Raw genomic sequence first — 26,185 nt, forward strand, 5'->3', positions numbered from 1 at the left:
TCAGCCGCCGAGGCGGCGGTGCACCGACAGCGAGTAGTCGCTGTCGGGGGTGAACCGGGTGCGGTCCCACCCGGCGAAGCGTCCGATGAACGAGAGCCCGGCCGCGCGGGCCCACCGGTCGTAGTCGGCGGGCGCGACCGCCGCGGCGCCGTCGGGCAGCGACCCCGCGAGCGAGAAGCCCGCGACGAGGTGCCCGCCGGGCGCCAGGTGCGCGGTCAGCCGTTCGAGCACCGCCGGAAGCGTGCCGTCCGCGAGGAAGGGCACGACGTTGCCCGCCATGACGACGACGTGGAACTCCTGCTCCGTGCGCAGGTCGAGCGTCGCGAGGTCGGCGACGACGAACCGGGTCCGGTGGTCCTCCTCGGCCAGGGCCACGAGGTCGGGGTCGGCGTCGACCCCGACGGTGTAGTGGCCGAGCCGGGTCAGCTCGCTCGCGACCCGTCCGTAGCCGCACCCGGCGTCGAGGACCCGGGAGGGCGGCGGCGCGAGCTCGGTGACGAACCGGGCCTCGCCGTGCAGGTCGCGGCCGGACGCCGCGAGGTCGAGGAAGCGCTGGCGGTAGGCGCGGGCGGCCTCCGGGCCGTGCTGGTGGGCCGACCAGCGGGTCGGCGGCCCCGGGCGGGGCGGGGGCGGGGTCGGGCTCCACATGGCGCTGGGACGCTCGCTGCCGGTGGCCGGGTTCCCGGTCACGACTCGAAGGAGTGCTCGGCGGCGGGGAACGTGCCGCCGGCGACGTCGTCGGCGTAGGCACGCGCGGCGCCGAGCAGCTCGCCGCGCAGGTCGGCGTACTTCTTGACGAAGCGGGGCGCCCGCCCGCCGCGCAGCCCGGCCATGTCCTGCCAGACGAGGACCTGCGCGTCGCACTCCGGCCCGGCGCCGATGCCGATCGTCGGGATGTGCAGGGCCTTCGTGACCTCGGCCGCGGCCGGCGCCGGGACCATCTCCATGACGACGGCGAAGCAGCCGGCCGCCTCGAGGGCGAGGGCGTCGGCGAGGAGCTTCTCGGCCCCCGCCCCGCGCCCCTGCACCTTGTAGCCGCCGAGCACGTGCTCGCTCTGCGGGGTGAAGCCGATGTGCCCCATGACCGGGATCCCGGCGCGGACGAGCAGCTCGACCTCGGGCACCATCGCGGCGCCGCCCTCGAGCTTGACGGCGTGCGCCATCCCCTCCTTCATGAAGCGGGTCGCCGTCGCCAGGGCCTGCTGCGGGCTCGCCTGGTAGCTGCCGAAGGGCAGGTCGGCGACGACCATCGCGCGGCGGGCGGCGCTCGTGACGGCGCGCACGAGCGGGACGAGGTGGTCGACGGTGACCGGCACGGTCGTCTCGAAGCCGTAGACGTTGTTGCCGGCCGAGTCGCCGACGAGCAGGACGGGGATGCCGGCCTCGTCGAAGATCTCGGCGGTGTACATGTCGTAGGCGGTGAGCATCGCCCAGCGCTCGCCGCGCTCCTTCATCGCGAGCAGGTGCGGGACCCGGACGCGACGCTGCGGGGCGGCCTGGGCCCCGGTGCCGTAGGGGGCGGTGGACTCGGGTGCGGGGGAGCCCGCGGCCTGCTCGCTCATGGGCCCGATCGTAGGCCGACACGCGTCGAGCGCCTTGGTAAAGAATTTACCTTTGCGGGGTGAAGTGCAGACCTTTTGCGCAATTCCGGTGCGGGCGAACGAATTCGACCATCTCGACGATACCCCCGCCGGTGACTTTCGGTCCCGTTCGGATGACCGTTCGCCGAAAAACCCACCGGTCAACCCTCGATCTGCCGCCGATCCTGTGGTTACGTCCACGGTGCCTTGCGCTGACAGGACGCGGGGCATCCACCCATGGAGGAGATCTCGTGAAGAGACGACACGTGAACGTGGTGTCGGGTGTGGCGGTGGCAGCCCTCGCGCTGACGCTGGCCCCGACCACGGCACAGGCGGTCCCCGCCGGTCCGGACACCCCGGAGAAGGGCACTGCGAAGAAGCTCGACAACCTGCCCAACCCCCTCGCCGAGGCGCAGGCCGAGCTGCGCGAGGACGCCGTCAAGCAGCTCGTCAACGGCACGGCGAAGACGACCACGATCAACGGCAACCGGGTGATCGAGGTCAAGAGCAAGAAGGGCGACGCCAACCGCAAGGGCAGGACGGCGGGCAAGACCAAGTACGTCAACTACCCGGTCGACCGCGAGGAGGACATCTTCACCGTCCTCGTCGACTTCGGTGACAAGGTCAACGCGGCGACCGGCGGCACCGCCGGCCCCGTGCACAACCAGATCCCGAAGCCGGACCGCAAGAACGACAACTCGACGTACTGGCTCGCGGACTTCAACCGGCAGCACTACCTCGACATGATGTTCGGCAACGGCGAGTCCTTCAAGGACTTCTACCTCAAGCAGTCCAACGGCCGCTTCCTCGCCAAGGGCGACGTCTCCGACTGGGTCAAGGTGCCCTACAACGAGGCGCGCTACGGCTCGAACAAGTACTCGGACGCGACCACCTACTGGCCGTTCGTCAAGGACACCGCCCAGGCCTGGTACGACGACCAGAAGGCCCAGGGCAAGACCGACAAGCAGATCAAGAAGTACCTCGCCCAGTTCGACAAGGTCGACCGCTACGACTACGACGGCGACGGCAACTTCAACGAGCCCGACGGCTACATCGACCACTTCCAGGCCATCCACGCCGGTGAGGGCGAGGAGGCCGGTGGCGGCGCGCAGGGCGAGGACGCCATCTGGTCCCACCGCTGGTACGCCTACTCCACCGACCAGGGCAAGACCGGCCCCGCGGGCAACAAGCTCGGCGGTGTGCCGCTGGGTGACTCCGGCATGTGGATCGGTGACTACACGACCGAGCCCGAGAACGGCGGCCTCGGCGTCTTCACCCACGAGTTCGGCCACGACCTCGGTCTGCCGGACCTCTACGACACCGCGGGTGGCGACAACGGCACCGGCTTCTGGACCCTCATGTCCGGCGGCTCGTGGCTGAACCACGGCAAGGACTCCATCGGCACCACGCCCGGCTACATGGGCCCGTGGGAGAAGCTCCAGCTCGGCTGGCTCGACCCGGTGGTCGTGCCCTACGGCCAGGACACCACGGTCAAGCTCGGCTCCGCCGACAAGGTGACCAACAGCGAGGCGCAGGCGATCGTCGTGCCGCTGCCCAAGCGCACGGTCGTCACCGAGAAGAACACGCCGCACTCCGGCAAGGGCGAGTGGTGGAGCGGGCTCGGCAACGACCTGTCCTCCACGCTCACCAAGGACGTCGACCTCACGGGGGCGACCTCCGGCTCGGTCGAGGCGTTCGTCTCGGGCAACATCGAGGTCGACTACGACTACCTCTACGGTGAGGTCTCCGCCGACGGCGGCGCCACCTGGACCCCGGTCGGCGACGGCATCGACGGCTCGCTCGACGGTGACACCGACAGCGCCCTCGCCTGGACCAAGGCCAGCTGGGACCTCTCCGACTGGGCCGGCAAGAAGGTCCAGTTCCGCTTCCGGATGTCCACCGACGGCGGTGTCGCCTCCGAGGCCTTCGTCGACGACATCACCACCAAGGTCGGCACGATGACGACCACGGACGACGTCGAGTCCGGCGCCGGCGCGTGGACCGCCAAGGGCGGCTTCGAGATCATCAACGGCACGACCGAGCGCCAGGTGCAGGACACCTACTTCGCCGAGAACCGCACCTACAGCGGGTACGACAAGACCCTCAAGACGGGTCCGTACAACTTCGGCTGGAGCAACACGCGTCCCGACTGGGTCGAGCGCTTCCCGTACCAGAACGGCATGCTCGTCTGGTTCGCCAACGGTGAGTACGGCGACAACAACACCAGCGCCCACCCGGGCGGTGGCCAGGTCCTCCCGGTCGACGCGCGTCCGAACCCGGTGGCCTTCGCCGACGGCTCGCTCCTCGGCAACCGTCGCCAGCCGTTCGACGCCACCTTCGGCCTCGAGCGCACCGACCGCGTGACGTTCCACAAGAACGGGTCCGCCTCGACGGTGCCGTCCTCGAAGGGCATCGCGACCTTCGACGACAGCAACCCGACGAAGTACTGGTCCTCGATCAACCCCTGGAACTCGACCAAGGTCGCGGGCTCGGGTACGACGATGACCGTCAAGAAGTCGAAGAACGGTGGTCGGACGCTCATGGTCAAGGTCGCCTTCAAGTGACCTGACGAGCACCCCGCTCACACACGGAGGGGGCCCGGGCGAGACGCCCGGGCCCCCTTCGGCGTCCCGTCGCCCCCGTGACGCACGGATGCGGCAGGATGCTGCGCATGGACCGTCAGCAGGAGTTCGTCCTCCGCACCATCGAAGAGCGCGACATCCGGTTCGTCCGGCTCTGGTTCACCGACGTCCTCGGCACCCTCAAGTCGGTGGCCGTCGCCCCGGCCGAGCTCGAAGGGGCCTTCGCCGAGGGCATCGGGTTCGACGGCTCGGTCATCGAGGGCTTCGCCCGCGTCTACGAGTCGGACATGCTCGCCAAGCCGGACCCGTCCACGTTCCAGGTGCTGCCCTGGCGCGGCGAGAGCAACGGCACCGCCCGGATGTTCTGCGACATCACGCTGCCCGACGGCACGCCGAGCATGGCCGACCCGCGGCACGTGCTCCAGCGGGCCCTCGCGAAGGCCGCCGACATGGGCTTCACCTTCTACACCCACCCCGAGATCGAGTTCTTCCTCCTCAAGCAGGGCTGGGTGCCCGGGCAGAGCCCCGCGCCGATCGACACCTCGGGGTACTTCGACCACACGCCGCACGGCTCGAGCGCCGACTTCCGCCGCGCCGCGATCACGATGCTCGAGGAGATGGGCATCTCGGTCGAGTTCAGCCACCACGAGGCCGCCCCGGGCCAGAACGAGATCGACCTGCGCTACGCCGACGCGCTGACGACGGCCGACAACATCATGACCTTCCGGACGGTCGTCAAGGAGGTCGCGCTCGAGCAGGGCATCTACGCCTCGTTCATGCCGAAGCCGTTCGCCGAGCACCCCGGCTCGGGGATGCACACGCACATGTCGCTCTTCGAGGGCGACACCAACGCCTTCCACGAGCCCGGCGCGCCCTACCAGCTCTCGAAGGTCGGGCGGCAGTTCATCGCCGGCCTGCTGCACCACGGCGCCGAGACCGCGGCGGTCACCAACCAATGGGTCAACAGCTACAAGCGACTCTGGGGCGGCGGCGAGGCGCCCGCGCACCTCACGTGGGGCCACAACAACCGCTCGGCCCTCGTCCGGGTCCCGATGTACAAGCCGGACAAGGGGCAGAGCACCCGCGTCGAGGTGCGCAGCATCGACACCGCGTGCAACCCCTACCTCACCTTCGCGGTGCTGCTCGCCGCCGGGCTCAAGGGCATCGAGGAGGGCTACGACCTCCCGCCCGAGACCGAGGACGACGTGTGGAGCCTCACCGACTCCGAGCGCCGCGCGATGGGCATCCAGCCGCTGCCGGCGAGCCTGTCCGAGGCGATCGAGGTGATGGAGTCGAGCGAGCTCGTGGCCGAGACCCTCGGCGAGCACACCTTCGACTTCTTCCTGCGCAACAAGCGGGCCGAGTGGGCCGACTACCGCAACCAGGTGACCGCCTTCGAGCTCGAGCGCTACCTGCCCGCCCTCTGAGCGTCGGACCGTGAGCTCCCGAGCGCCCGAGTCCGTCCCGGCGGGGATCGCCCGCCTCGGCTTCGCCGACCCCCGCCGCGCCAACGCCCTGCTCGACGACCCCGCCGTCGCCGAGCTCGCCGGGGACCCCGCGCGGATCGAGACCGGCGGGCTCAGCCAGTCGCTGGCCCGCACGGCCGACCCCGACGCGGCGCTGCTCGGGCTGGTCCGGTTCATGGAGGCCGTCGCCGTCGACCGCGCGCGACGGGCCGAGGTGGTGCGGGTCGTCGGGTCCGACCCCGTCGCCCGGCACCGCCTGCTCGCCGTCCTCGGCGCCTCGACCGCGTTGGCCGACCACCTCGTCGCCCATCCGGAGCAGTGGACCGCGGCGACGCAGGCCGCCCCCGTGCCGGCGGCGGAGCGGGTCCGCCGGCTCGTCGGGCAGGTGGCCGAGCCGGGGGAGCTGACCGGCGCCGACGCGCTGCGCATCGGCTACCGCGAGCAGCTCATCGGCATCGCCGCCCTCGACCTCACGGCCGACGACCCGCTCGAGGTGCTCCCGTCCACCGCGGAGGCGCTCGCCGACCTCGCCGCCGCCGCCCTCGAGGCCGCCCTGCACCTGGCCCGGCAGGAGGTCGGCCCGGACGCCGCGCGCACCCGTCTCGCGGTGGTCGCGATGGGCAAGACCGGTGGGCGCGAGCTGAACTACATCTCCGACGTCGACGTCATCTTCGCGGCGGAGCCCGCGGACGGCGTGCCGGAGGAGGAGGCCGTGGCGGTGGCCACCGACCTCGCGACCCGGCTCATGCGGCTGTGCTCGGCCTCGACCGGCGCGGGGTCGCTCTGGCAGGTCGACCCGGCGCTGCGGCCCGAGGGCAAGAACGGCCCGCTCGTGCGCACCGTCGCGAGCCACCTCGCCTACTACGAGCGCTGGGCCAAGACGTGGGAGTTCCAGGCGCTGCTCAAGGCGCGCCCGGTCGCCGGCGACGTCGAGGTCGGGGCCGCCTACTGCGACGCGGTGCAGCCGATGGTCTGGCAGGCCTCGACCCGTGAGCACTTCGTCGACGACGTCCAGGCGATGCGCCGCCGCGTCGAGGAGCACATCCCGAAGGCCGAGGCCGACCGCCAGATCAAGCTCGGCGCCGGCGGCCTGCGCGACGTCGAGTTCTCCGTCCAGCTGCTGCAGCTCGTCCACGGCCGCGCCGACGAGTCGCTGCGCACGGCGACCACCCTCGAGGGGCTCGCGGCGCTGTCGGCGGGCGGCTACGTGGGCCGCGAGGACGCCGCCGTCCTCGAGAACGCCTACCGCTACCTGCGCGCGCTCGAGCACCGCATCCAGCTGTACCGGCTGCGCCGCACGCACCTCATGCCGACCGGCGAGGACGACCTGCGCCGCCTCGGGCGGTCGATGGGGCACCGGAGCGCCCCCGGCGAGACGGTCATGGAGCAGTGGCGGGCCCGGCGGCGCGAGGTGCGCCGGCTCCACGAGCGCATCTTCTACCGGCCGCTGCTCTCGGCCGTGGCGCGCCTGTCCGACCAGGACGTGCGCCTGACCCCAGAGGCGGCCCGGGAGCGCTTCTCCGCGCTGGGCTTCCGCGACCCGGCGAACGCGCTGCGCCACCTCGAGGCCCTGACCGGCGGGGTGAGCCGCCGCTCGGCCATCCAGCGCCAGCTCCTGCCCGTCATGCTCGGCTGGTTCGCCGACGAGGCCGACCCCGACGCGGGGCTGCTCGCGTTCCGCCGGATCAGCGAGGAGCTGGGCTCGACCCACTGGTACCTGCGGCTCCTGCGCGACGAGGGGTCCGCGGCGGAACGCCTCGCGCACACCCTCGCCCGCAGCCGGTACGCGGCGTCGCTGCTCGAGCAGGCGCCCGAGTGCGTGCAGTTCCTCGGCGACTCCAGCGGGCTCACCCCGCGCTCGCGCGACGACGTGCTGCGGCGGATGCGCTCGGCGGCCGGGCGCAAGGACGACGCCGAGTCGGCGGTCCTCGCCGCCCGCGTCATCCGGCGCTCCGAGCTGTTCCGCATCGCCGTCGCCGACCTCGCGGGCACGCTCGGGCCGCTCGACCTCGGCGCCGCGATGACCGACCTCACCTCGGCGCTGCTCGAGCTGACCCTCGAGGTGTGCCTGCGCGAGGTCGTGGGGGAGGGCGAGCCGCTGACCCGGCTGCTCGTCGTCGGGATGGGCCGGCTCGGCGGGCGCGAGCAGGGCTACGGCTCCGACGCCGACGTCCTCTTCGTCCACGACCCGCTGCCGGGCGCCGACGAGGTCGCGGCGCAGGCCCAGGCGATGGAGGTGGTGCGCCGGCTCGTCGCGCTGCTCGGCCGCCCCGGGCCCGACCCGGTCCTCGACGTCGACGCCGGCCTGCGGCCCGAGGGCAAGCAGGGGCCGCTCGTGCGCTCGCTCGCCTCCTACCGCGAGTACTACGCCCGCTGGTCGCTGGTCTGGGAGGCGCAGGCGCTGCTGCGCGCCACCCCCGTCGCGGGCGACCCCGACCTCGCGCGGCGCTTCGTCGACCTCGTCGCACCCATCCGGTGGCCCGAGGGCGGTCTGGACGCCGGGCAGGTGCGCGAGATCCGCACGCTCAAGGCCCGGATGGAGTCCGAGCGGCTGCCGCGCGGCGCCGACCGCAAGACGCACTTCAAGCTCGGCCACGGCGGCCTGTCGGACGTCGAGTGGGTCGTCCAGCTCGTCCAGCTGCGCCACGCGCACGCGCACCCCGGGCTGCGCACGCCGTCCACCCTCGCGGCGCTCGAGGCGGCGGCGGAGCTGGGGCTCGTCGACGCCGAGCACGCGTCGGCGCTGGCCGGCGCGTGGCGGCTGGCGTCCGCGATGCGCAACGCCGGGGTCCTCTTCCGGGGCAAGGGGGTCGACTCGGTCCCCACCTACGACCGCGACGCCGACGGCGTGGCCCGCATCCTCGGGATGGAGTCCGGGACCGCCCAGGACCTCGCCGAGCGCTACCGGCGGGTGGCGCGCCGGGCGCGGGCGGCCTTCGAGGCCGAGTTCTACGACGCCTGACCCCCATCCTTCGACACCGCGGTGCGGGGCGTCGCGGGCCCGTGGCATGCTTCCGGCGTGGCATCGACTCCTGGTGTCCCTGCAGGTCAGGGCGGCGCGGTCTTCGCGGAGGCGACGTTCGACATCGCGTCCGCGCGCTGGACGTGGTCACCGGAGATGTACGTCCTCATCGGCGTCCGCGACACCGGTCGGGACCCCTCGGTCCTCGTCTTCGAGCGGATGCACCCCTCCGACCGGCCGGTGGTCGCGGAGGTCCTCGAGCAGGCCGTCCGCGAGCCCGGACCGTTCGCCGGGCAGTACCGGCTGCGCGACGACGAGGAGCGCGAGCGGGTCATCGCCTTCGTCGGTGACGTCATCCGCGACGCCGCGGGGGAGCCGACCGCCCTGCGGGGCATCGCCTTCGACGTGTCGCGGGCCAGCCGCCAGGTGTCGGCCGAGGCGGTGGCCGCCGCCACGGCCGACCGCGCGGCCATCGAGCAGGTCAAGGGCGCGGTGATGTTCGCCTACGGGCTCGACGCCGACGCCGCCTTCGGGCTGCTCTCGCGCTACTCGCAGCGGGGCAACGTCAAGCTCGCGACGATCGCGAGCCGGGTGACGGACCTGCTGGCGTCGCAGCCGGAGCCCGGCACCGAGCGCTCGCTGCTCCAGGTGCTGGAGCAGGCGCTGCGTCCCCCGCGCCGCGCGGCGGGTCGGGACGACGACGAGGCCGAGACCGGCTGAGCCGGACGGACGCCGGCTGTCGAACGTCGGCGCGGGGCGCTCGCGCACCGAACCTAGACTGGACGCCATGCCCGACCGCACGACGACCGTTGTCCCCCGCCTCGACCTGCGCGGACGCCGCCCCGGCCTGCGCGAGCTGCGGGCCGCGCTGCCGCGCGCCGAGTTCGACGTCGAGGCCGCCCTCGCGGCGGTCCGCCCCATCGTCGAGGACGTCCGTGACCGCGGCGCCGCCGCGCTCTACGAGGCCGCCGAGCGCTTCGACGGCGTCCGACCGCCGGCGCTGCGCGTCCCCGCCGACGTCATCGCCCGCGCCGTCGAGACCCTGGACCCGGTCGTGCGCGCCGCGCTGGAGGAGTCCATCCGCCGCGCCCGCCTCGTCCACGCCGACCAGCGCCGCCGCGACACGACCACGCAGGTCGCCGACGGCGGCACCGTCACCGAGCGCTGGGTGCCGGTCGACCGGGTCGGCCTCTACGTCCCCGGCGGTCTCGCGGTGTACCCGAGCAGCGTCGTGATGAACGTCGTGCCCGCCCAGCTCGCCGGCGTGCCGGGGCTCGCGGTCGCCAGCCCGCCGCAGCGCGACCACGGCGGGTGGCCGCACCCGACCATCCTCGCGGCCTGCCACCTGCTCGGCGTCGACGAGGTGTGGGCGATGGGCGGCGCGCAGGCCGTGGCCGCGTTCGCGTACGGGGTCGAGGACGGCGACGACGTCTGCGACCCGGTCTCGCTCGTCACCGGCCCCGGCAACATCTACGTCGCCGCGGCGAAGCGGCTGCTCAAGGGGCTCATCGGCATCGACGCCGAGGCCGGCCCGACCGAGATCGCCGTCCTCGCCGACGCCACCGCGGACGCCGACCACGTCGCGTCCGACCTCGTCTCGCAGGCCGAGCACGACCCGCTGGCCGCGGCCGTGCTCGTCACCGACAGCCCGGAGCTCGCCGAGGCCGTCGAGGAGGCGCTCGAGCGTCGGGTCGCGGCGACGAAGCACACCGAGCGCGTGGCCACGGCGCTCGCCGGCCGCCAGTCGGCGATCGTCCTCGTCGACGACGTCGAGGTGGGGCTGGACGTCGTCAACGCCTACGCCGCCGAGCACCTCGAGGTCATCACGGCCGACGCCGCCGCGGTCGCCGCCCGGGTCACGAGCGCCGGCGCCGTGTTCGTCGGCGCGTGGTCGCCGGTCAGCCTCGGCGACTACTGCGCCGGGTCCAACCACGTCCTGCCGACCGGCGGGTGCGCGGCGCACAGCAATGGCCTGTCGGTGCAGTCCTTCCTGCGCGGCATCCACGTCGTCGAGTACACGCAGGACGCCCTGCGCGAGGTCGGGGCGCACGTCGTCTCGCTCGCCCGCGCCGAGGACCTCCCCGGCCACGGCGAGGCCGTCCTGGCCCGCGTCCCCGAGGTCGAGCCCGGCGCCTGACGCCCGCCTCTGGTCCGGTTCGCCGAGTGGCGGTGACATCTCACCGCCATCCGGCAGACCGGACCAGAGCCGGCGGATCGGACCAGAGCCGGCGGACCGGACCAGAGCCCACGAATACCCCGCACGTGCGGGCTTTTCGTGGTCGCGCCGGTTCGGCGAGCGCGATGTCCGCGCACGTGCGGGCTTTTCGTGGTCGCGCCGGTTCGGCGAGCGCGATGTCCCCGCACGTGCGGGCTTTCCGTGGTCGAGCGGGCATCCGCTCGCTCCTCCGTGCGACCTGCGCGGCTGCGTGTGCGACCGCACCGGGACCTGCGCAGGTCGCCGGGAGGAGAGGAACGGCCCGGCCCGCGTGGTGAGGAGAAGCGCCCCGGACGACGGCGACACGCCACGACATGTGGGTGCGACGTGTTGTCGGTGACCCCACATATGGTGTGTCTCGCAGCTGGTCCTCGATCCACCCCCGGGTGGGAAGAGGGGCAAGAGGGAACCCGGTGAGAGTCCGGGACTGCCCCGCAGCGGTGAGTGGGAACGACCCCCGTCAGAGCACTGGGCCGAGAGGCCTGGGAAGCGACGGGCAGTAGGCGGCGCGAGCCGGGCCCGCGAGTCCGAAGACCTGCCAGTCGCGCCGTCCCCACCCGGGGGCGGCACCTTTCGCGGTCTCGTGGGACGGCCGACGGAGGGCAGGTGGGTTGTCCGGGGGACGGTGCGCGACACCGCCCACCCGGCGCTCCCGACGCTCCTCGTCACCCCTCGCGCGGCTCGCGACAGGCTCATCGAGCTCGCGAGGAGAGAGCATGACCACCACCGCCCAGGGCCCCGCCCCGGCGACCACCACCCCCGACCAGCCGGCTCCGGGGACCCACCGCACCGCGATGCGCGTGCGCAAGCGCGACGGGGACACCGAGCCCGTCGACGTGACGAAGATCGTCCGCGCGGTCGAGCGCGTCAGCGACGGCCTCGACGAGGTCGACCCGCTGCGCGTCGCGACCCGCACCATCAGCGGCCTCTACGACGGCGCGACGACCGCCGAGCTGGACCGGCTCTCGATCCAGACCGCCGCCGAGCTCATCGGCGAGGAGCCGGAGTACAGCCGCCTGGCAGCACGGCTGCTCGCCGGCTACGTCGACAAGGAGGTGCGCGGCCACGGGGTCGCGTCCTTCAGCCAGTCGGTCGCGCTCGGGCACGCCGAGGGCCTCATCGGCGACGCGACGGCGGAGTTCGTCGCGGCCAACGCCGTCAAGCTCGACCGCGCCGTCGACCCGGCCAACGACCGGCTCTTCGAGTACTTCGGGCTGCGGACCGTCTGCGACCGCTACCTGCTGCGCCACCCGACGACCCGGCTGGTCCTCGAGACGCCGCAGTACTTCCTCCTGCGCGTCGCCTGCGGGCTCGCGACGAGCACCCGTGAGGCGCTCGAGCTCTACCGGCTGATGGCGCGCCTGGACTACCTGCCGAGCAGCCCGACCCTGTTCAACTCCGGCACCCGCCACACGCAGATGAGCTCCTGCTACCTCGTCGACAGCCCGCGCGACGAGCTGGACTCCATCTACGAGCGCTACCAGCAGGTGGCGCGCCTGTCGAAGTTCGCCGGCGGCATCGGCATCGCCTTCTCGCGGGTCCGCGGGCGCGGCGCGCTGATCCGCGGCACGAACGGCACGAGCAACGGCATCGTCCCGTGGCTGCGCACCCTGGACGCGAGCGTCGCCGCCGTCAACCAGGGCGGCCGGCGCAAGGGCGCCGCGTGCGTCTACCTCGAGCCGTGGCACCCCGACGTCGAGGAGTTCCTGGAGCTGCGCGACAACACCGGCGAGGACGCCCGCCGCACCCACAACCTCAACCTCGCCAACTGGCTGCCCGACGAGTTCCTGCGCCGGGTCGAGGCCGACGAGCCGTGGAGCCTCGTCGACCCGAGCGAGGTGCCCGGGCTGACCGACCTCTGGGGCGAGGAGTTCGACGAGGCCTACCGCGCCGCCGAGCGCGAGGGCCGGGTCGTGCGCCAGGTGCCCGCGCGCGAGCTGTGGGGACGGATGATGCGCACGCTCGCCCAGACCGGCAACGGCTGGATGACGTTCAAGGACGCCGCGAACCGCGCGTGCAACCAGACCGCCGAGCCCGGCCAGGTCGTGCACCTCTCCAACCTCTGCACCGAGATCCTCGAGGTGAGCAGCGACGAGGAGACCGCCGTCTGCAACCTCGGCTCCGTCAACCTCTCGCGGCACCTGACGGCCGACCGCACCGACGTCGACTGGGCCAAGCTGCGCGCGACCGTCCGGACGGCCGTGACCTTCCTCGACCGCGTCGTCGACGTCAACTACTACCCGAGCGAGCAGGCGGCGGCGTCCAACCCGCGCTGGCGCCCGGTCGGCCTGGGCTATATGGGCCTGCAGGACGTCCTCTTCACGCTGCGGCTGCCCTTCGACTCCGACGAGGCCCTCGCCCTCTCGACGCGGATCGCGGAGGAGGTCCTGCTGACGGCGCTCGAGCGTTCCAGCGAGCTCGCCGCGGCGCACGGCCCGCACCCGGCGTTCCGGCGCACCCGGGCGGCCCGCGGGGTCCTCCACCCGGACCACTTCGACGTCACGCCGACGCAGCCCGAGCGCTGGGACCGGTTGCGCGAGAACGTGGCCGAGCACGGACTGCGCAACAGCCTCGTCGTCGCCATCGCCCCGACCGCGACGATCGCCTCGATCGCGGGCTGCGGCGAGTGCATCGAGCCGCAGGTCTCGAACCTCTTCAAGCGCGAGACGCTGTCGGGCGAGTTCCTCCAGGTCAACGGCCACCTCGTGCGCGAGCTCAAGGCCCGCGGCCTGTGGACCGCCGCCACGCGGGACGCCGTCAAGCGCGCCGAGGGGTCGGTGCAGGGCCTGACCGACCTGCCCGAGGACGTCCGCACGCTCTACCGCACGGCGTGGGAGCTGCCGCAGCGGGCGCTCATCGCGATGGCCGCCGCCCGCCAGCCGTACGTCGACCAGAGCCAGTCGCTCAACCTCTTCATGGCCAGCCCGACGATCGGGAAGCTGTCGTCGATGTACCTCCACGCGTGGAAGTCCGGCCTCAAGACGACGTACTACCTGCGCTCGCGGCCGGCGACGCGCATCCAGCAGGCGACGGTGTCCGAGACCCGCTCCGCCGCACCGCTGCCCACGACGACCACCCCGACCGACGAGGAGGCCCTCGCCTGCTCGCTCGAGAACCCCGAGAGCTGCGAGGCCTGCCAGTGACCACCCCCGCCACCACGCCCACCACCGCCTCGACCTCCGGCCAGGACGCGCGGCTGCTCGACCCCGGCATGAGCCTCACGCTCCGCCCGATGCGCTACCCGCACTTCTACGACCGGTTCCGCGACGCCATCAAGAACACGTGGACGGTCGAGGAGGTCGACCTGCACTCCGACCTCGCGGACCTCCGGAGGCTCAGCGCGGCCGAGCAGCACCTCGTCAAGCGCCTCGTCGCGTTCTTCGCGACGGGCGACACGATCGTCGCGAACAACCTCGTGCTCAACCTCTACGAGCACGTCAACGCCCCCGAGGCGCGCCTCTACCTCTCGCGCCAGCTCTTCGAGGAGGCGGTGCACGTGCAGTTCTACCTGACGCTGCTCGACACCTACGTCCCCGACGAGCGCGAGCGGTTCGAGGCGTTCGCGGCCGTCGAGAACATCCCGTCGATCAAGGCCAAGGCCGACTTCTGCTTCCGGTGGATCGACTCCCTGGCCGACCTGCGGACCCTCGAGACCCGTGAGGACCGGCGGGCGTTCCTGCTCAACCTCGTGTGCTTCGCGGCGTGCATCGAGGGGCTGTTCTTCTACGGTGCCTTCGCGTACGTGTACTTCCTGCGCTCGCGCGGCCTGCTCAACGGCCTCGCCTCCGGCACGAACTGGGTCTTCCGCGACGAGTCGATGCACATGGCGTTCGCCTTCGACGTCTTCGACACCGCCCGCGCCGAGGAGCCGGACCTCGTCGACGACGCCTTCGCCGACGACGTGCGCCGGATGCTCGCGGAGGCCGTCGACGCCGAGGCGCAGTTCGCGCAGGACCTGCTCGGGGGAGGGGTGGCGGGGCTGTCGACCGCCGACATGCGCTCCTACCTCGAGCACGTCGCGGACCGGCGGCTGGAGCGGCTCGGCATCACGCCCCTGTACGGCTCCCCGAACCCGCTGGCGTTCATGGAGCTGCAGGACGTCCAGGAGCTCTCGAACTTCTTCGAGCGCCGCGTCTCGGCCTACCAGGTCGGGGTCGGCGGCTCGGTGACGTTCGACGACGACTTCTGACCTGGACGGGCCGCGACGGGGCGGCGCGGCGGGCCGCAGGGTGGTCCGCCGCGCAGCCCCTCCCGGCAGCCCTCCTAGACTCCACGGCATGGACCCCCGCACGACGATCGAGGCGATGCTCCGGCCGGACCTGCGGGGCCGGACCGCCTACGGGGCACCCCAGCTCGAGGTGCCGGTGGCCCTCAACACCAACGAGAACTCCTACCCGGTGCCGGCGGTCGTCGCCGAGGCGATGACGCGCGCGGTGGCCGAGGTGGCCACCGGGCTCAACCGCTACCCGGACCGCGAGTTCACCGCGCTGCGCACCGACCTCGCCGCCTACCTCTCGCGCGGCGGCACCGCCGTCACGGCCGAGCAGGTCTGGGCCGGCAACGGCTCGAACGAGGTGCTCCTGCACCTGCTCCAGGCCTTCGGCGGCCCGGGCCGGGTGGCGCTCGGGTTCACCCCGGCCTACTCGATGCACCCGATCATCACGACGACGACCGGCACGACGTGGGTCGACGGGATGCGGGGCGTCGCGGGTGCCGGGGCCTTCGACCTCGACGCCGCGTCCGCGGTCGCCCAGGTGCGTGGGCTCCGCCCGGACGTCGTCTTCCTCTGCTCGCCGAACAACCCGACCGGCACGGCCCTGGACCTCGCGACGGTCGAGGCGGTGCACGACGCCACCGACGGCCTCGTCGTCGTCGACGAGGCCTACGCCGAGTTCGCGCGGCCCGGCACGCCGTCGGCCCTCACCCTCCTCGAGGGGCGCCCGCGGCTCGTCGTCACGCGGACGATGAGCAAGGCGTTCGCTCTCGCCGGGGGCCGCCTGGGCTACCTCGCGGCCGACCCGGTCCTCGTCGACGCCCTCCGGCTGGTCCGGATGCCCTACCACCTGTCCTCGCCGACGCAGGCCGTCGCCCGCGCCGCGCTCGCCCACGCCGACCTCATGCTCGAGACCGTCGGCGTCGTCAAGGACCAGCGCGACCGCATCGTCACCGAGCTCGCCGCGCTCGGGCTCGACCCGGTGGCCAGCGACGCCAACTTCGTCCTCTTCGGCGGCCTGCGCGACAGCCACGCGACGTGGCAGGCGCTGCTGGAGCGGGGTGTCCTCGTCCGGGACGTCGGCATCCCGCACTATCTTCGTGTCACCGCCGGGACGCCCGAGGAGACCACGGCCTTCCTCGACGCCCTGACCGCCCTCGTCCCCACCCACGCTGGAGCAGCCCCGTGAGCACCGCCGAGAGCCACCGCACCGCCACGGTGCGCCGGGCCACGTCCGAGAGCACCGTCGAGGTGACCGTCGACCTCGACGGCACCGGCCGCGGCGAGGTGAGCACCGGCGTCCCCTTCTACGACCACATGCTCCTCTCGCTCGCCAAGCACTCGCTGATCGACCTCACGGTGCGCGCCGACGGCGACACCCACGTCGACGCCCACCACACCGTCGAGGACGTCGCGATCGTCCTCGGGCAGGCCGTCCGCGAGGCGCTCGGCGACAAGTCCGGCATCTCGCGCTTCGGCGACGCCACCGTCCCGCTCGACGAGGCGCTCGTCCTCGCCGTCGTCGACGTCGCCGGCCGCCCCTACTGCGTCCACGAGGGCGAGCCGGCCGGCCAGGAGCACGTCGTCATCGGCGGCCACTACGTCGGCTCGCTGACGCGCCACGTGCTCGAGTCCTTCGCCTTCCACGCCCAGGTCGCCCTCCACGTCCGCGTCCTCGCGGGCCGCGACCCGCACCACGTCGTCGAGGCCCAGTTCAAGGCGCTCGCGCGCGCCCTGCGCGCCGCCGTCGCCCGCGACCCGCGGGTCGAGGGCGTCCCGAGTGCGAAGGGTGCGCTCTAACGCCGTGGCCGCCGACGCGCGCCCGAGCGCAGGGCACGGGCTGCTCCTGGTGCGCCGGCCACCCGCCGCGGTCGGCCGGTGGCTGCGCCGTGGGCTCGTCGCGGCGACGGTCGTGCCGTATGGGCGCTGGACGGCGGTGACGGTCGCCGAGGACGCGGCCCGCAGCGCCGCCCCCTTCGACGTCGCCCTCGAGGTGCTGGCCGCCCGGCCGGTGCCCCGCTCGGCGTGCCCGGCCATCGGGATGTTCGCCCTGGGCGGTCACGCGGTGGTCACCCTCCAGCCCGGCGGCGTCCGGCGCGCCCAGCACTGGCTCGTCTGGCAGCCCCGGACCGGGGTGGTCGAGACGCCGTCCCTGCCACGGCTCGCCCTCGGTGAGCTGGTCGGGGCCGCCGGTGGCGGCGCCCGCGTCCAGGACGTGGCCGGCGTGCTGCGCGCCGGGGACGGCGAGCCGCTCGACGTCCTCGTCACCGTGCTGCGCCTGCTCGGGCTGCCCGGCGAGGAGCTGCTCGTGCGCGGCCATCCGGTCGGCGCTGCCGACGTCGAGCCCGGCGCCCGCGGCGTCCTCGCCTTCGACCGCCTCGTCGCCGACGAGGCACAGCACCGCGCCGAGTGGGAGGCCGCCCGCGGCGAGCCCTCCGTCGGCCGGGAGCGGGAGGTCCGATGAGCCCCGACGTCGTCGTGCTCGACTACGGCAGCGGCAACGTCCGCTCGGCCGTGCGCGCGCTCGAGCACGTGGGCGCCCGCGTCACGCTGACCGGCGACCCGGAGGCGGCGCTGGCCGCCGACGGCCTCTTCGTGCCCGGCGTCGGCAACTTCCACGCCTGCATGGCGGGGCTCGCCGCCGCCCGCGGCCCGCTCATCATCGGCCGGCGCCTCGCCGGGGGCCGCCCGGTCCTCGGGGTGTGCGTCGGGATGCAGGTGCTCTTCGACGGCTCGGCCGAGCCGAGCGGCGCCCCGGTGCCCGGGGTGGGGGAGTGGCCCGGCACCGTCACCCGGCTGCACGCGCCGGTGGTGCCGCACATGGGCTGGTCCGAGGTCGAGGTCCCCCCTGGAAGCTCCCTGTTCGCCGGGGTGGAGTCCGAGCGCTTCTACTTCGTCCACTCCTACGCGGTCCACGACTGGGAGCTCGCGCCCCCGGACGACACCTTCGCGGGCGTCGCCCCGAAGGTCACGTGGGCCACGCACGGCGAGCGGTTCGTCGCCGCGGTCGAGAACGGTCCGCTCGCGGCGACGCAGTTCCACCCCGAGAAGTCCGGCGAGGCGGGGCTCACCCTCCTCGCCAACTGGGTCCGCTCGCTCTGACCGCGCCGTCAGCGGGACACCAGGTCCCCGGGCCGATCCCCCACGTCACGCGCGTATCGGGTCACCCGATACGCGTGAGGTCCGAGGGTGGGGGTGAGGTCGGGTGGACCGGTCGGTGGCGGCCGGTGGGCGACCGGCAGACTGGACCCATGAGCGACCAGCCCCGCCTCGAGCTCCTGCCCGCCGTCGACGTGGTCGAGGGCCGCGCCGTCCAGCTGGTCCAGGGCGTGGCCGGCAGCGGCGGCGAGTTCGGCGACCCGATCGAGGCCGCCCTGCGCTGGCAGGAGCAGGGCAGCGAGTGGCTGCACCTCGTCGACCTCGACGCCGCCTTCGGGCGCGGCTCGAACGCCGACCTGCTCGCCGAGATCGTCGGCCGCCTCGACATCCACGTCGAGATGAGCGGGGGCATCCGCGACGAGGACTCGCTGAACCGGGCCCTCGCCACGGGCTGCCGGCGCGTCAACATCGGCACCGCCGCCCTCGAGGACCCCGCGTGGACGGCCCGCGCCATCGCCGAGCACGGTGACCGCGTCGCCATCGGCCTCGACGTCCGGGGCACCACGCTGGCCGCCCGCGGCTGGACGAGCGAGGGCGGCGACCTGTGGGAGACCCTCGAGCGGCTCGACCGCGAGGGCTGCGCCCGCTACGTCGTGACCGACGTCGCCAAGGACGGGATGATGAAGGGCCCGAACGTCGGACTGCTGCGCGAGGTCTGCGCCCGCACCGACCGGCCTGTCGTCGCGTCGGGCGGCATCTCGACCCTCGAGGACATCGCCGCGGTCCGCGGGCTCGTCGCCGAGGGCGTCGAGGGCGCCATCGTGGGGTCGGCGCTCTACCGCGGCGCGTTCACCCTCCCCGAGGCCCTCGAGGTCGCCGGCCGCCCCTGAGGGGTGCGGGCGCCGTTTTCGCCAGCGTCGGTGGTGGGTGCGACCATCGGCGGGTGACCACCCGCTACCGCCGCGTGCTCGCGGTGCCCGCCCTGCGCCGTGCCCTCCTCCTCGGGGTGCTCGTGCGGATGCCGATCTTCGCCGGCGGGGTCGTCATCACGCTCCACGTCGTCTCGGCGCTGGGTCGCTCCTACGGCGAGGCGGGTGTGGTTGCTGCCGCTGCGACCCTCGCGATCGCCGTCTCCGGGCCGTGGCGCGGGCGCCTGCTCGACCGTCGGGGGCTGCGCCGCGTCGTCGCGCCGTCGGTGCTCGTCACGGCGGCCTGCTGGTCGGTGGCGCCGTTCCTCGGCTACTGGTGGCTGCTCGGGCTCGCGACCCTCGCCGGGCTGTTCGTCGTCCCGTCCTTCAGCATCATCCGGCAGGCGGTCATCGCGGCCGTCCCCGAGGAGGACCGGCGCACCGCCATCTCGCTCGACGCGGTCGCGGTCGAGCTCTCGTTCATGGTGGGGCCGGCGCTCGGCGTCTGGGCCGCGGCCGCGTGGCGCACCGACCTCGTCCTGCTCGCGGTCCAGGGCGCCGGCGTCCTCGCCGGGGTCCTGCTCTGGGTCGCGAACCCGGTCCTGCGCGAGGACGTCGACCCCGACGAGCCGGCGCGGGCCGCCGTCCCGCGCTCGGCCTGGCTGCGCCCGGGCTTCCTCGTCGTCTGCCTCGGGGCCGCGACGAGCACCGTCGTCCTCTCCGGCACCGACCTCGGCGTCGTCGCCGCGCTGCGCGACCTCGGCGCGCCGGGCGCCATCGGCCCGGTCCTCGCGGTCTGGGCCCTCGGCTCGCTCGTCGGCGGCCTCGTCTACGGCGGGATGCACCGCTCGGTCAGCGCCTTCTGGCTGCTCGGCGGCCTCGCCGTCACCACCGCTCCGCTGGCGCTGGCCGGCGGCCCCTGGACCCTCGGGGTCCTCGCGCTCGTCTCCGGCCTGTTCTGCGCCCCGACCATCACCGCGACGATCGACCAGGTGAGCCGGGCGGTCCCGGCGTCGGCCCGCGGCGAGGCGATGGGCTGGCACGGCTCCTCGATGACCGCCGGCACCGCGCTCGGTGCGCCCCTCACCGGGTTCGTCATCGACCACGCCGGCTGGGGCGCGGGTTTCCTCGTCGTCGCGGCGGCGGGCGTCCTCGTCGCGCTGCTCGGGAGCCTCGTCACCTCCGGTGCCGCCCGGGGACGCCGGGCCGCCCGCGCGGCCGCACGGGTGGCGCCGCCTCCCGCCCGCGAGCCCGTCGCCTGAGGCCGCTCGGTACCGTGACTGACGTGCCTGACGACCATCCCGAGACCAGCGGCGCCGCGAGCGACTCCGCGGGCACCCCGTGGCAGCGGCGCGAGCTGAGCCCGTCCGGCTTCGAGTCCGACACCGGCGAGGCCGACCCGGCGCTGCGGGCGCTCCTCGCGGCCCCGGGCGACGACCTCGCGCTCATGCGCGCGCTCGCGGGCGGCCGCCTCCTCGTGCCGGTCGTCGCCGAGCCGACCGAGGTCGACGCCACCGGCCCGCTCGCCGTCGAGAAGGGCGTCGACATGGCCGCGGTCACCCTCGTCGCCCCCGACGGCTCGCGCGCCCTGCCCGTCTTCACCGGCGCCGACTCGCTCGCCGCGTGGGACGCCGCCGCCCGACCCGTGCCGGTCACGCCGGCGCGCGCCGCCCAGGCGGCGGTCTCCGAGGGCTGCGACGTCCTCGTCGTCGACGTCGCCGGCCCCGCGACGAGGGTGCTGCGGCCCTCGATGCTCTGGGCGCTGGCGCAGGAGCGGGCGTGGGAGCCGGCCCACACGGACCCCTTCGTCGCCCGGGCGGTCGCCACCGCCCTCGCCGAGGAGCCCGCCGTCGCCGGCCACGAGGTCGAGGAGGGCGCCCCGCACGGCGCCGGCGTGCTCGGCATCGTGCTCCACCTGCGGGCCGGGCTGGACGCGGACGAGGTGCGGGCGGTCGCCACCCGGGTGGGGGAGCGGCTCGCCACCGACGGCGAGCTGCGGGCCCGCGTCGACGGCCTCGCCTTCCGCATCGTCTGAGCGATTTCGGCCCGAGGGCCGCTGCTGGTAACGTTGACCGCTGACCGACCGCCTCGTCACGGGGCGGTGTGCAAGAGAAGCCCCGCTTCCACCCGCGTCGACCCCAGGGTCGCCGGGTTCCCGGTCCGCGACGAGACGTCGTGCGCACCCGCAGAGGGTGTGCCGCGGCATCCCGTGGTGGGCCGGTCGGAAACGACAGGCTCCTCGCACCCGGCGCGAGGAGCCTTTCTCGTGCCGGCGGGCACCGATTCGCAGGACGTGACGAAGGAGAAGCACATCAGCGAGCCACGCATCAACGACCGCATCCGGGTTCCCGAGGTGCGGTTGGTCGGCCCCAACGGCGAGCAGGTCGGCATCGTCCGCGTCGAGGACGCGCTCCGTCTCGCGGCGGAGGCGGACCTCGACCTCGTCGAGGTCGCGCCGATGGCCAAGCCCCCGGTCGCCAAGCTCATGGACTTCGGCAAGTACAAGTACGAAGCCGCCATGAAGGCCCGTGAGGCACGCAAGAACCAGGTCAACACGGTCATCAAGGAGATCAAGCTCCGCCCGAAGATCGACCCGCACGACTACGGCACCAAGAAGGGCCACGTCGTCCGGTTCCTCGGGGGCGGCGACAAGGTCAAGGTGACGATCATGTTCCGCGGTCGCGAGCAGTCGCGCCCCGAGCTCGGCTTCCGCCTCCTCCAGCGCCTCGCGCAGGACGTCGCGGAGCTCGGCATCGTCGAGTCCCAGCCGAAGCAGGACGGCCGCAACATGGTCATGGTCCTCGCGCCGACGAAGAAGAAGGCGCAGGCGATGGCCGAGCAGCGCAAGAAGCGCGACGAGGCCAAGGCCGGTCACGCCGCCGCCGACGAGCCGCTCGACGAGACCACGACGAGCGACGAGGCGACCGTCTCCGAGGACAGCGCGGCCGAGCCGGCCGCGACGGCCGACGAGACCACCACCGCGGGCTGACGCCCGCCCCCCGACAGACACACCCCCGACGCACCACCGACGCAAGGAGAGATCGGCACCATGCCGAAGAACAAGACCCACAGCGGCACGAAGAAGCGCTTCCGGATCACCGGCTCGGGCAAGGTCATGCGCGAGCAGGCCGGCCACGTGCACAAGTTCCACGAGAAGACGCCGCAGAAGGCCCGTCGCCTCTCCAAGGACGTCCTCGTCTCGCCGGCCGACGCCCCGAAGATCAAGAAGCTCCTCGGCAAGTGAGCCGACCCACCCCCACCTACTGACGAAGCAGAGCAAGGAGAACTCACGTGGCACGCGTGAAGCGGGCGGTCAACGCCCAGAAGAAGCGCCGGGTCGTCCTCGAGCGGGCCAGCGGCTACCGCGGGCAGCGCTCGCGCCTGTACCGCAAGGCCAAGGAGCAGGTCCAGCACAGCCTCGGCTACGCCTACCGCGACCGCCGGGCCCGCAAGGGTGACTTCCGTCGCCTCTGGATCCAGCGGATCAATGCCGCGGCCCGCGCCAACGGCATGACCTACAACCGCTTCATCCAGGGCCTCAAGGCCGCCGAGGTCGAGGTCGACCGCCGCATGCTCGCCGAGCTCGCGGTCAACGACGAGGCCGCGTTCGCCGCGCTCGTCGAGCTCTCGAAGGCCAACCAGCCGGCCCGCGAGCCCGCCAAGGCCTCCGCCTGAGCGACCCCCGAGTGCTGACCAACCCCCGGTCCGACCGGGTCAAGGCGGTCCGCTCGTTGCAGAAGCGGTCGGTGCGACAGCGCACCGGCCGCTTCTGCGTCGAAGGACCACAGGGCGTGCGCGAGGCCGTCCGGTACGCCGCCGGCCGGGTCCGCGACCTCTACCTCACCCCCGAGGCCGCGGCCAGGTACGCCGACGACATCGTCGCGCCGGCCCGGGCCGCGCAGCTGTGGCTGCACGAGGTGAGCGCCGAGGTCCTCGCCGGGATGGCCGAGTCCGAGGCGCCGCAGGGCGTGCTCGCGGTCGTCGACGACGAGCCGCTCACCCTCGGCGCGGTCCTCGACGCCGGCCCCCGCCTGCTCGTCCTGCTGACCAACGTCCGCGACCCGGGCAACGCCGGCACGGTGATCCGCGGCGCCGACGCGGCGGGCGCCGACGCCGTCCTCGTCAGCGACTCCTCGGTCGACGTCCTCTCGCCGAAGGTCGTCCGCTCCACGGCCGGCTCCCTCTTCCACCTCCCCGTCGTCACCGGGCTCGAGGTGGAGGGGACCCTCGCGGCCCTGCGGGAGCGGGGCGTGCGAACCCTGGCGGCCGACGGCACGGGCCGCACCGCGCTGCCCGACGCCGACCTCACCGGCCCGCACTGCTGGGTCATGGGCAACGAGGCGTGGGGGCTGCCGGAGGAGACCCGCACCCTCTGCGACGAGGTCGTCAGCGTCCCGATCCACGGTCGGGCCGAGTCGCTCAACCTCGCGATGGCGGCGACGATCTGCCTCTACGCCTCGGCGGGTGTGCTGCGGTCCGGCGGGTCCGGGAGGTAGCGTGCGACCCATGACGGAGCGGTTCATGGTCCCCGACGACCTGGCCGCCAACGGGCTGGAGTTCATCCCCGACGGGCTCGTCGCCGCCGTCGGCCCGAAGCGGATCGTGCGCTTCATGAACAGCCGGGCCGAGCGCATCACCGGCCTGCGCGCCGCCGACGTCGTCGGCCGCGACGTCGTCGAGGCGCTGCCCCTGCAGGACCTCGGGGGCGACTCCTGGTGGGAGCTGTCCTCGCCCTGGGAGGGCCTCGAGACCCGCACCGGGCACCGCGAGCGGCTCCTCGTGCTGCCGAGCGGCCGCGAGCTCCTCGTCACGGCGAAGTACGTCCGCGAGTGGCGCTGCGGCCCGGTCCGCTCGGTCGTCATCGGCATCCGCGACGCCGAGGGCCGGCGCCGCGCCGAGAAGGAGTCCGCCGCGCTCCTCACCTCCGTCGCCCACGAGCTGCGCTCGCCGCTGACCGGGGTCAAGGGGTTCTCGAGCACGCTGCTGCGCAACTGGGACCGGTTCACCGACGACCAGAAGCGCCTCATGCTCGAGACGATCGAGGCCGACGCCGACCGCGTGACGCGCCTGATCACCGAGCTGCTCGACACCTCGCGGATCGGCACCGGCCGGCTCACCGTCCACCCGCAGCCCCTCGACCTGCGCACCCGCTTCGAGGGCCAGGTCGAGCGTCGGGTGGCCGCCGGGATGGACCGCGAGCAGCTCCAGGTCGAGGTCGAGGAGGGGCTCGACGTGGTGTGGGCCGACCCGGACCGCCTCGAGCAGGTGATGACCAACCTCGTCGACAACGCGCTGCGCCACGGCAAGGGGACCGTGCGGCTGTCCGCCGAGCGCTCGCACTGGGACGGGCCGGCCGCGGTCGACGTCACGGTGAGCGACGACGGTGACGGCATCGCGCCGCAGCACCGCGAGCTCGTGTTCTCCCGGTTCTGGCAGGCGGGCGCCAAGCACGGCACCGGCCTCGGGCTCTACCTCGTGCGCGGGCTCGTCGAGGCCCACGGTGGTGAGGTCGTCGTCGAGGACGCGCCCGGAGGCGGTGCACGCCTCCGGGCCACGTTCCCCGACGTCGGCTAGCGGGTCAGCGGGCCGCGCTCTCGTGCAGCGGTCGCTCGACGACCGCCTTGTCCTCGTCCGGGGCGCCCGGGATGGGGTCGCCCTCGCCGGCTCGCACCTTCTCCTCGATGCGCTTTCCGGTCTCGGCGTCGACGTTCTTCCAGTAGACGAACGCCCGCTCGAGCACGTCCTCCCGGACGCCGCCGAGCGCGCCGGCGACGGTGTCGACGAAGCGGTCGCGCTGGGCCTCGTCGAAGACGTCGCGCACGAGCATCCCGGCCTGGGTCCAGTCGTCGTCCTCGGCGTGGAGGACGTACGCCTGCCGGACCATCTCGCCGTCGGCCTCCCAGCCCTCGGCGACCGGCCCCTGGAACGTGGAGTGCCCGCGCCCCATGCTGTTCGGGATGTACGTGGGGCCGCCCTTGACCTCGTAGTTCATCGCGCCGTCGAAGACGAGGTGGTTGGCCTTCTCCTCGACCTCCGGCAGGGGCCGGTTGACCGGGAGCTGGTGGGCGTTGGTGCCCACCCGGGCCCGGTGCGCGTCGGCGTACGAGAAGACCCGCGCGAGGAGCATCTTGTCGGGCGAGAAGCCGATGCCCGGGACGATGTTGCTCGGCGCGAACGCGGCCTGCTCGATCTGCGCGAAGTGGTTGACCGGGTTCTCGCTCAGCTCGAAGGTGCCCACCTCGATGAGCGGGTAGTCCGAGTGCGGCCAGACCTTGGTCAGGTCGAACGGGTTGTAGCGGTAGTCCTTCGCGTCCGCGTACGGCATGGCCTGGATGAACATCGTCCACCGGGGGTTGTCGCCGCGGTCGATCGCCTCGAACAGGTCGCGGCGGTGGTAGTCGGAGTCCGCCCCGGAGATCCGCTCGGCCTCCTCGTTCGTGAGGTTCTCGACCCCCTGCTCGGTGTGGAAGTGGAACTTCACCCAGTGCTTCTCGCCGGCCTCGTTGCTCATGAGGTAGGTGTGCGAGCCGTAGCCGTTCATGAACCGCCACGAGCGGGGCAGCCCGCGGTCGCCCATGAGGTAGGTGACCTGGTGGGCCGACTCGGGGGAGTTGGTCCAGAAGTCCCACTGCATCGTGCCGTCGCGCAGGCCGGAGTCGGCCAGGCGCTTCTGGCTGCGGATGAAGTGGGGGAACTTCATCGGGTCGCGCAGGAAGAAGACCGGGGTGTTGTTGCCGACGAGGTCCCAGTTGCCCTCCTCGGTGTAGAAGCGCACCGAGAACCCGCGCACGTCGCGCCAGGTGTCGGGGGAGCCGAGCTCACCCGCGACGGTCGAGAACCGGGCGAGCGTGCGCGAGGTCGCCCCCGGCCGGAAGACCGCCGCCTTCGTGTACTTCGTGATGTCGTGGGTGACGGTGAAGGTGCCGAACGCGCCGGAGCCCTTGGCGTGCGGCTTGCGCTCGGGGATGTTCTCGCGGTTGAAGTGCGCGAGCGTGTCGAGCAGGTGCACGTCGTGCAGCATCAGCGGCCCGTTGGGGGACAGGCTGAGGCTGTGCTCGTCGCTCTCGGTGGGCGCGCCGTTCGACATGGTCGAGCCGGTGGGCGTGCCGAGCTGGTCGGGGTTCTCGTACGGGTCGTTCGTCATCGGGTTCCTCTCGAGG

Annotated in this window: 22 protein-coding genes and 1 riboswitch; of the genes, 19 read left to right on the forward strand and 3 right to left on the reverse strand. The window is 73.3% G+C overall.

What is annotated here, in order from left to right:
• Together LG324_RS10575 and panB are read right to left on the reverse strand one after the other, a co-directional pair.
• The gene (locus LG324_RS10575; RefSeq protein WP_245616186.1) at window positions 1-690 is read right to left on the reverse strand and encodes a bifunctional 2-polyprenyl-6-hydroxyphenol methylase/3-demethylubiquinol 3-O-methyltransferase UbiG; all 690 of its coding nucleotides are present in this window, start codon (window positions 688-690) and stop codon (window positions 1-3) included.
• Window positions 687-1,562 carry a 3-methyl-2-oxobutanoate hydroxymethyltransferase gene (gene panB, locus LG324_RS10580; RefSeq protein ID WP_030529399.1) on the reverse strand — a complete coding sequence of 292 codons (876 nt, stop codon included), beginning with the start codon at window positions 1,560-1,562 and terminating at the stop codon, window positions 687-689. Before panB ends, LG324_RS10575 begins: the two co-directional genes overlap by 4 nt.
• 284 nt (window positions 1,563-1,846) lie before the next feature.
• Here panB and LG324_RS10585 point away from each other — a divergent pair, with 284 nt between their 5' ends.
• The 19 genes from LG324_RS10585 (at window position 1,847) to LG324_RS10675 (ending at window position 24,599) form a co-directional block, all read left to right on the forward strand.
• Window positions 1,847-4,144, forward strand: coding sequence for an immune inhibitor A domain-containing protein (locus LG324_RS10585; RefSeq protein WP_404347702.1), 2,298 nt, complete (start codon window positions 1,847-1,849; stop codon window positions 4,142-4,144).
• Between the two features lie 107 nt (window positions 4,145-4,251).
• Window positions 4,252-5,589 (forward strand): glutamine synthetase family protein, encoded by a 1,338-nt coding sequence (locus LG324_RS10590; RefSeq protein WP_030529397.1) that lies wholly within the window; start codon window positions 4,252-4,254, stop codon window positions 5,587-5,589.
• A gap of 10 nt (window positions 5,590-5,599) precedes the next feature.
• The gene (locus LG324_RS10595) at window positions 5,600-8,590 is read left to right on the forward strand and encodes a bifunctional [glutamine synthetase] adenylyltransferase/[glutamine synthetase]-adenylyl-L-tyrosine phosphorylase (protein ID WP_404347705.1); all 2,991 of its coding nucleotides are present in this window, start codon (window positions 5,600-5,602) and stop codon (window positions 8,588-8,590) included.
• Between the two features lie 57 nt (window positions 8,591-8,647).
• Window positions 8,648-9,310 carry a PAS and ANTAR domain-containing protein gene (locus LG324_RS10600; protein ID WP_157577700.1) on the forward strand — a complete coding sequence of 221 codons (663 nt, stop codon included), beginning with the start codon at window positions 8,648-8,650 and terminating at the stop codon, window positions 9,308-9,310.
• A 67-nt stretch (window positions 9,311-9,377) separates the two neighbouring features.
• Window positions 9,378-10,727, forward strand: coding sequence for a histidinol dehydrogenase (gene hisD / locus LG324_RS10605; protein ID WP_404347707.1), 1,350 nt, complete (start codon window positions 9,378-9,380; stop codon window positions 10,725-10,727).
• A 426-nt stretch (window positions 10,728-11,153) separates the two neighbouring features.
• Window positions 11,154-11,363, forward strand: a riboswitch (cobalamin riboswitch).
• A 158-nt stretch (window positions 11,364-11,521) separates the two neighbouring features.
• Window positions 11,522-13,948, forward strand: coding sequence for a ribonucleoside-diphosphate reductase subunit alpha (locus LG324_RS10610; protein WP_404347709.1), 2,427 nt, complete (start codon window positions 11,522-11,524; stop codon window positions 13,946-13,948).
• On the forward strand, window positions 13,945-14,994 hold the full coding sequence (locus LG324_RS10615) for a ribonucleotide-diphosphate reductase subunit beta (RefSeq protein ID WP_030529392.1): 1,050 nt from the start codon (window positions 13,945-13,947) through the stop codon (window positions 14,992-14,994). The genes LG324_RS10610 and LG324_RS10615 overlap by 4 nt, the downstream gene beginning before the upstream one ends.
• Window positions 14,995-15,082: 88 nt before the next feature.
• Window positions 15,083-16,207 carry a histidinol-phosphate transaminase gene (locus LG324_RS10620; RefSeq protein ID WP_404347711.1) on the forward strand — a complete coding sequence of 375 codons (1,125 nt, stop codon included), beginning with the start codon at window positions 15,083-15,085 and terminating at the stop codon, window positions 16,205-16,207.
• A complete protein-coding gene (hisB, locus tag LG324_RS10625; protein WP_404347714.1) occupies window positions 16,204-16,818 on the forward strand; it encodes an imidazoleglycerol-phosphate dehydratase HisB in 615 nt (204 codons plus the stop codon). Before LG324_RS10620 ends, hisB begins: the two co-directional genes overlap by 4 nt.
• Before the next feature lie 4 nt (window positions 16,819-16,822).
• Window positions 16,823-17,482, forward strand: coding sequence for a hypothetical protein (locus LG324_RS10630; RefSeq protein ID WP_404347716.1), 660 nt, complete (start codon window positions 16,823-16,825; stop codon window positions 17,480-17,482).
• On the forward strand, window positions 17,479-18,120 hold the full coding sequence (hisH, locus tag LG324_RS10635) for an imidazole glycerol phosphate synthase subunit HisH (protein WP_404347718.1): 642 nt from the start codon (window positions 17,479-17,481) through the stop codon (window positions 18,118-18,120). The genes LG324_RS10630 and hisH overlap by 4 nt, the downstream gene beginning before the upstream one ends.
• 149 nt (window positions 18,121-18,269) lie before the next feature.
• A complete protein-coding gene (gene priA, locus LG324_RS10640; RefSeq protein WP_404347720.1) occupies window positions 18,270-19,007 on the forward strand; it encodes a bifunctional 1-(5-phosphoribosyl)-5-((5-phosphoribosylamino)methylideneamino)imidazole-4-carboxamide isomerase/phosphoribosylanthranilate isomerase PriA in 738 nt (245 codons plus the stop codon).
• Window positions 19,008-19,060: 53 nt separating this feature from the next.
• A complete protein-coding gene (locus tag LG324_RS10645; RefSeq protein ID WP_404347722.1) occupies window positions 19,061-20,287 on the forward strand; it encodes an MFS transporter in 1,227 nt (408 codons plus the stop codon).
• Window positions 20,288-20,310: 23 nt separating this feature from the next.
• A complete protein-coding gene (locus LG324_RS10650; RefSeq protein ID WP_404347724.1) occupies window positions 20,311-21,060 on the forward strand; it encodes an SseB family protein in 750 nt (249 codons plus the stop codon).
• A 231-nt stretch (window positions 21,061-21,291) separates the two neighbouring features.
• Window positions 21,292-22,014: a translation initiation factor IF-3 gene (gene infC, locus LG324_RS10655; RefSeq protein WP_404347725.1), complete on the forward strand. Its 723-nt coding sequence runs from the start codon at window positions 21,292-21,294 to the stop codon at window positions 22,012-22,014.
• Window positions 22,015-22,074: 60 nt separating this feature from the next.
• Window positions 22,075-22,269, forward strand: a complete 195-nt coding sequence (gene rpmI / locus LG324_RS10660) for a 50S ribosomal protein L35 (RefSeq protein ID WP_030529383.1) — start codon at window positions 22,075-22,077, stop codon at window positions 22,267-22,269.
• A 47-nt stretch (window positions 22,270-22,316) separates the two neighbouring features.
• Window positions 22,317-22,700: a 50S ribosomal protein L20 gene (rplT, locus tag LG324_RS10665; RefSeq protein WP_030529382.1), complete on the forward strand. Its 384-nt coding sequence runs from the start codon at window positions 22,317-22,319 to the stop codon at window positions 22,698-22,700.
• 11 nt (window positions 22,701-22,711) lie between these two features.
• Window positions 22,712-23,521, forward strand: coding sequence for a TrmH family RNA methyltransferase (locus LG324_RS10670; protein WP_404347728.1), 810 nt, complete (start codon window positions 22,712-22,714; stop codon window positions 23,519-23,521).
• Window positions 23,522-23,531: 10 nt separating this feature from the next.
• Window positions 23,532-24,599 carry an ATP-binding protein gene (locus LG324_RS10675; RefSeq protein ID WP_036830533.1) on the forward strand — a complete coding sequence of 356 codons (1,068 nt, stop codon included), beginning with the start codon at window positions 23,532-23,534 and terminating at the stop codon, window positions 24,597-24,599.
• 4 nt (window positions 24,600-24,603) lie between these two features.
• On the opposite strand, the gene LG324_RS10680 is transcribed toward LG324_RS10675, so the two are convergent.
• On the reverse strand, window positions 24,604-26,169 hold the full coding sequence (locus LG324_RS10680; protein ID WP_404347730.1) for a catalase: 1,566 nt from the start codon (window positions 26,167-26,169) through the stop codon (window positions 24,604-24,606).
• Window positions 26,170-26,185 lie beyond the last annotated feature (16 nt).

The organism is Phycicoccus jejuensis (assembly GCF_044797865.1).
Taxonomy (GTDB): Bacteria; Actinomycetota; Actinomycetes; order Actinomycetales; family Dermatophilaceae; genus Phycicoccus; species Phycicoccus jejuensis.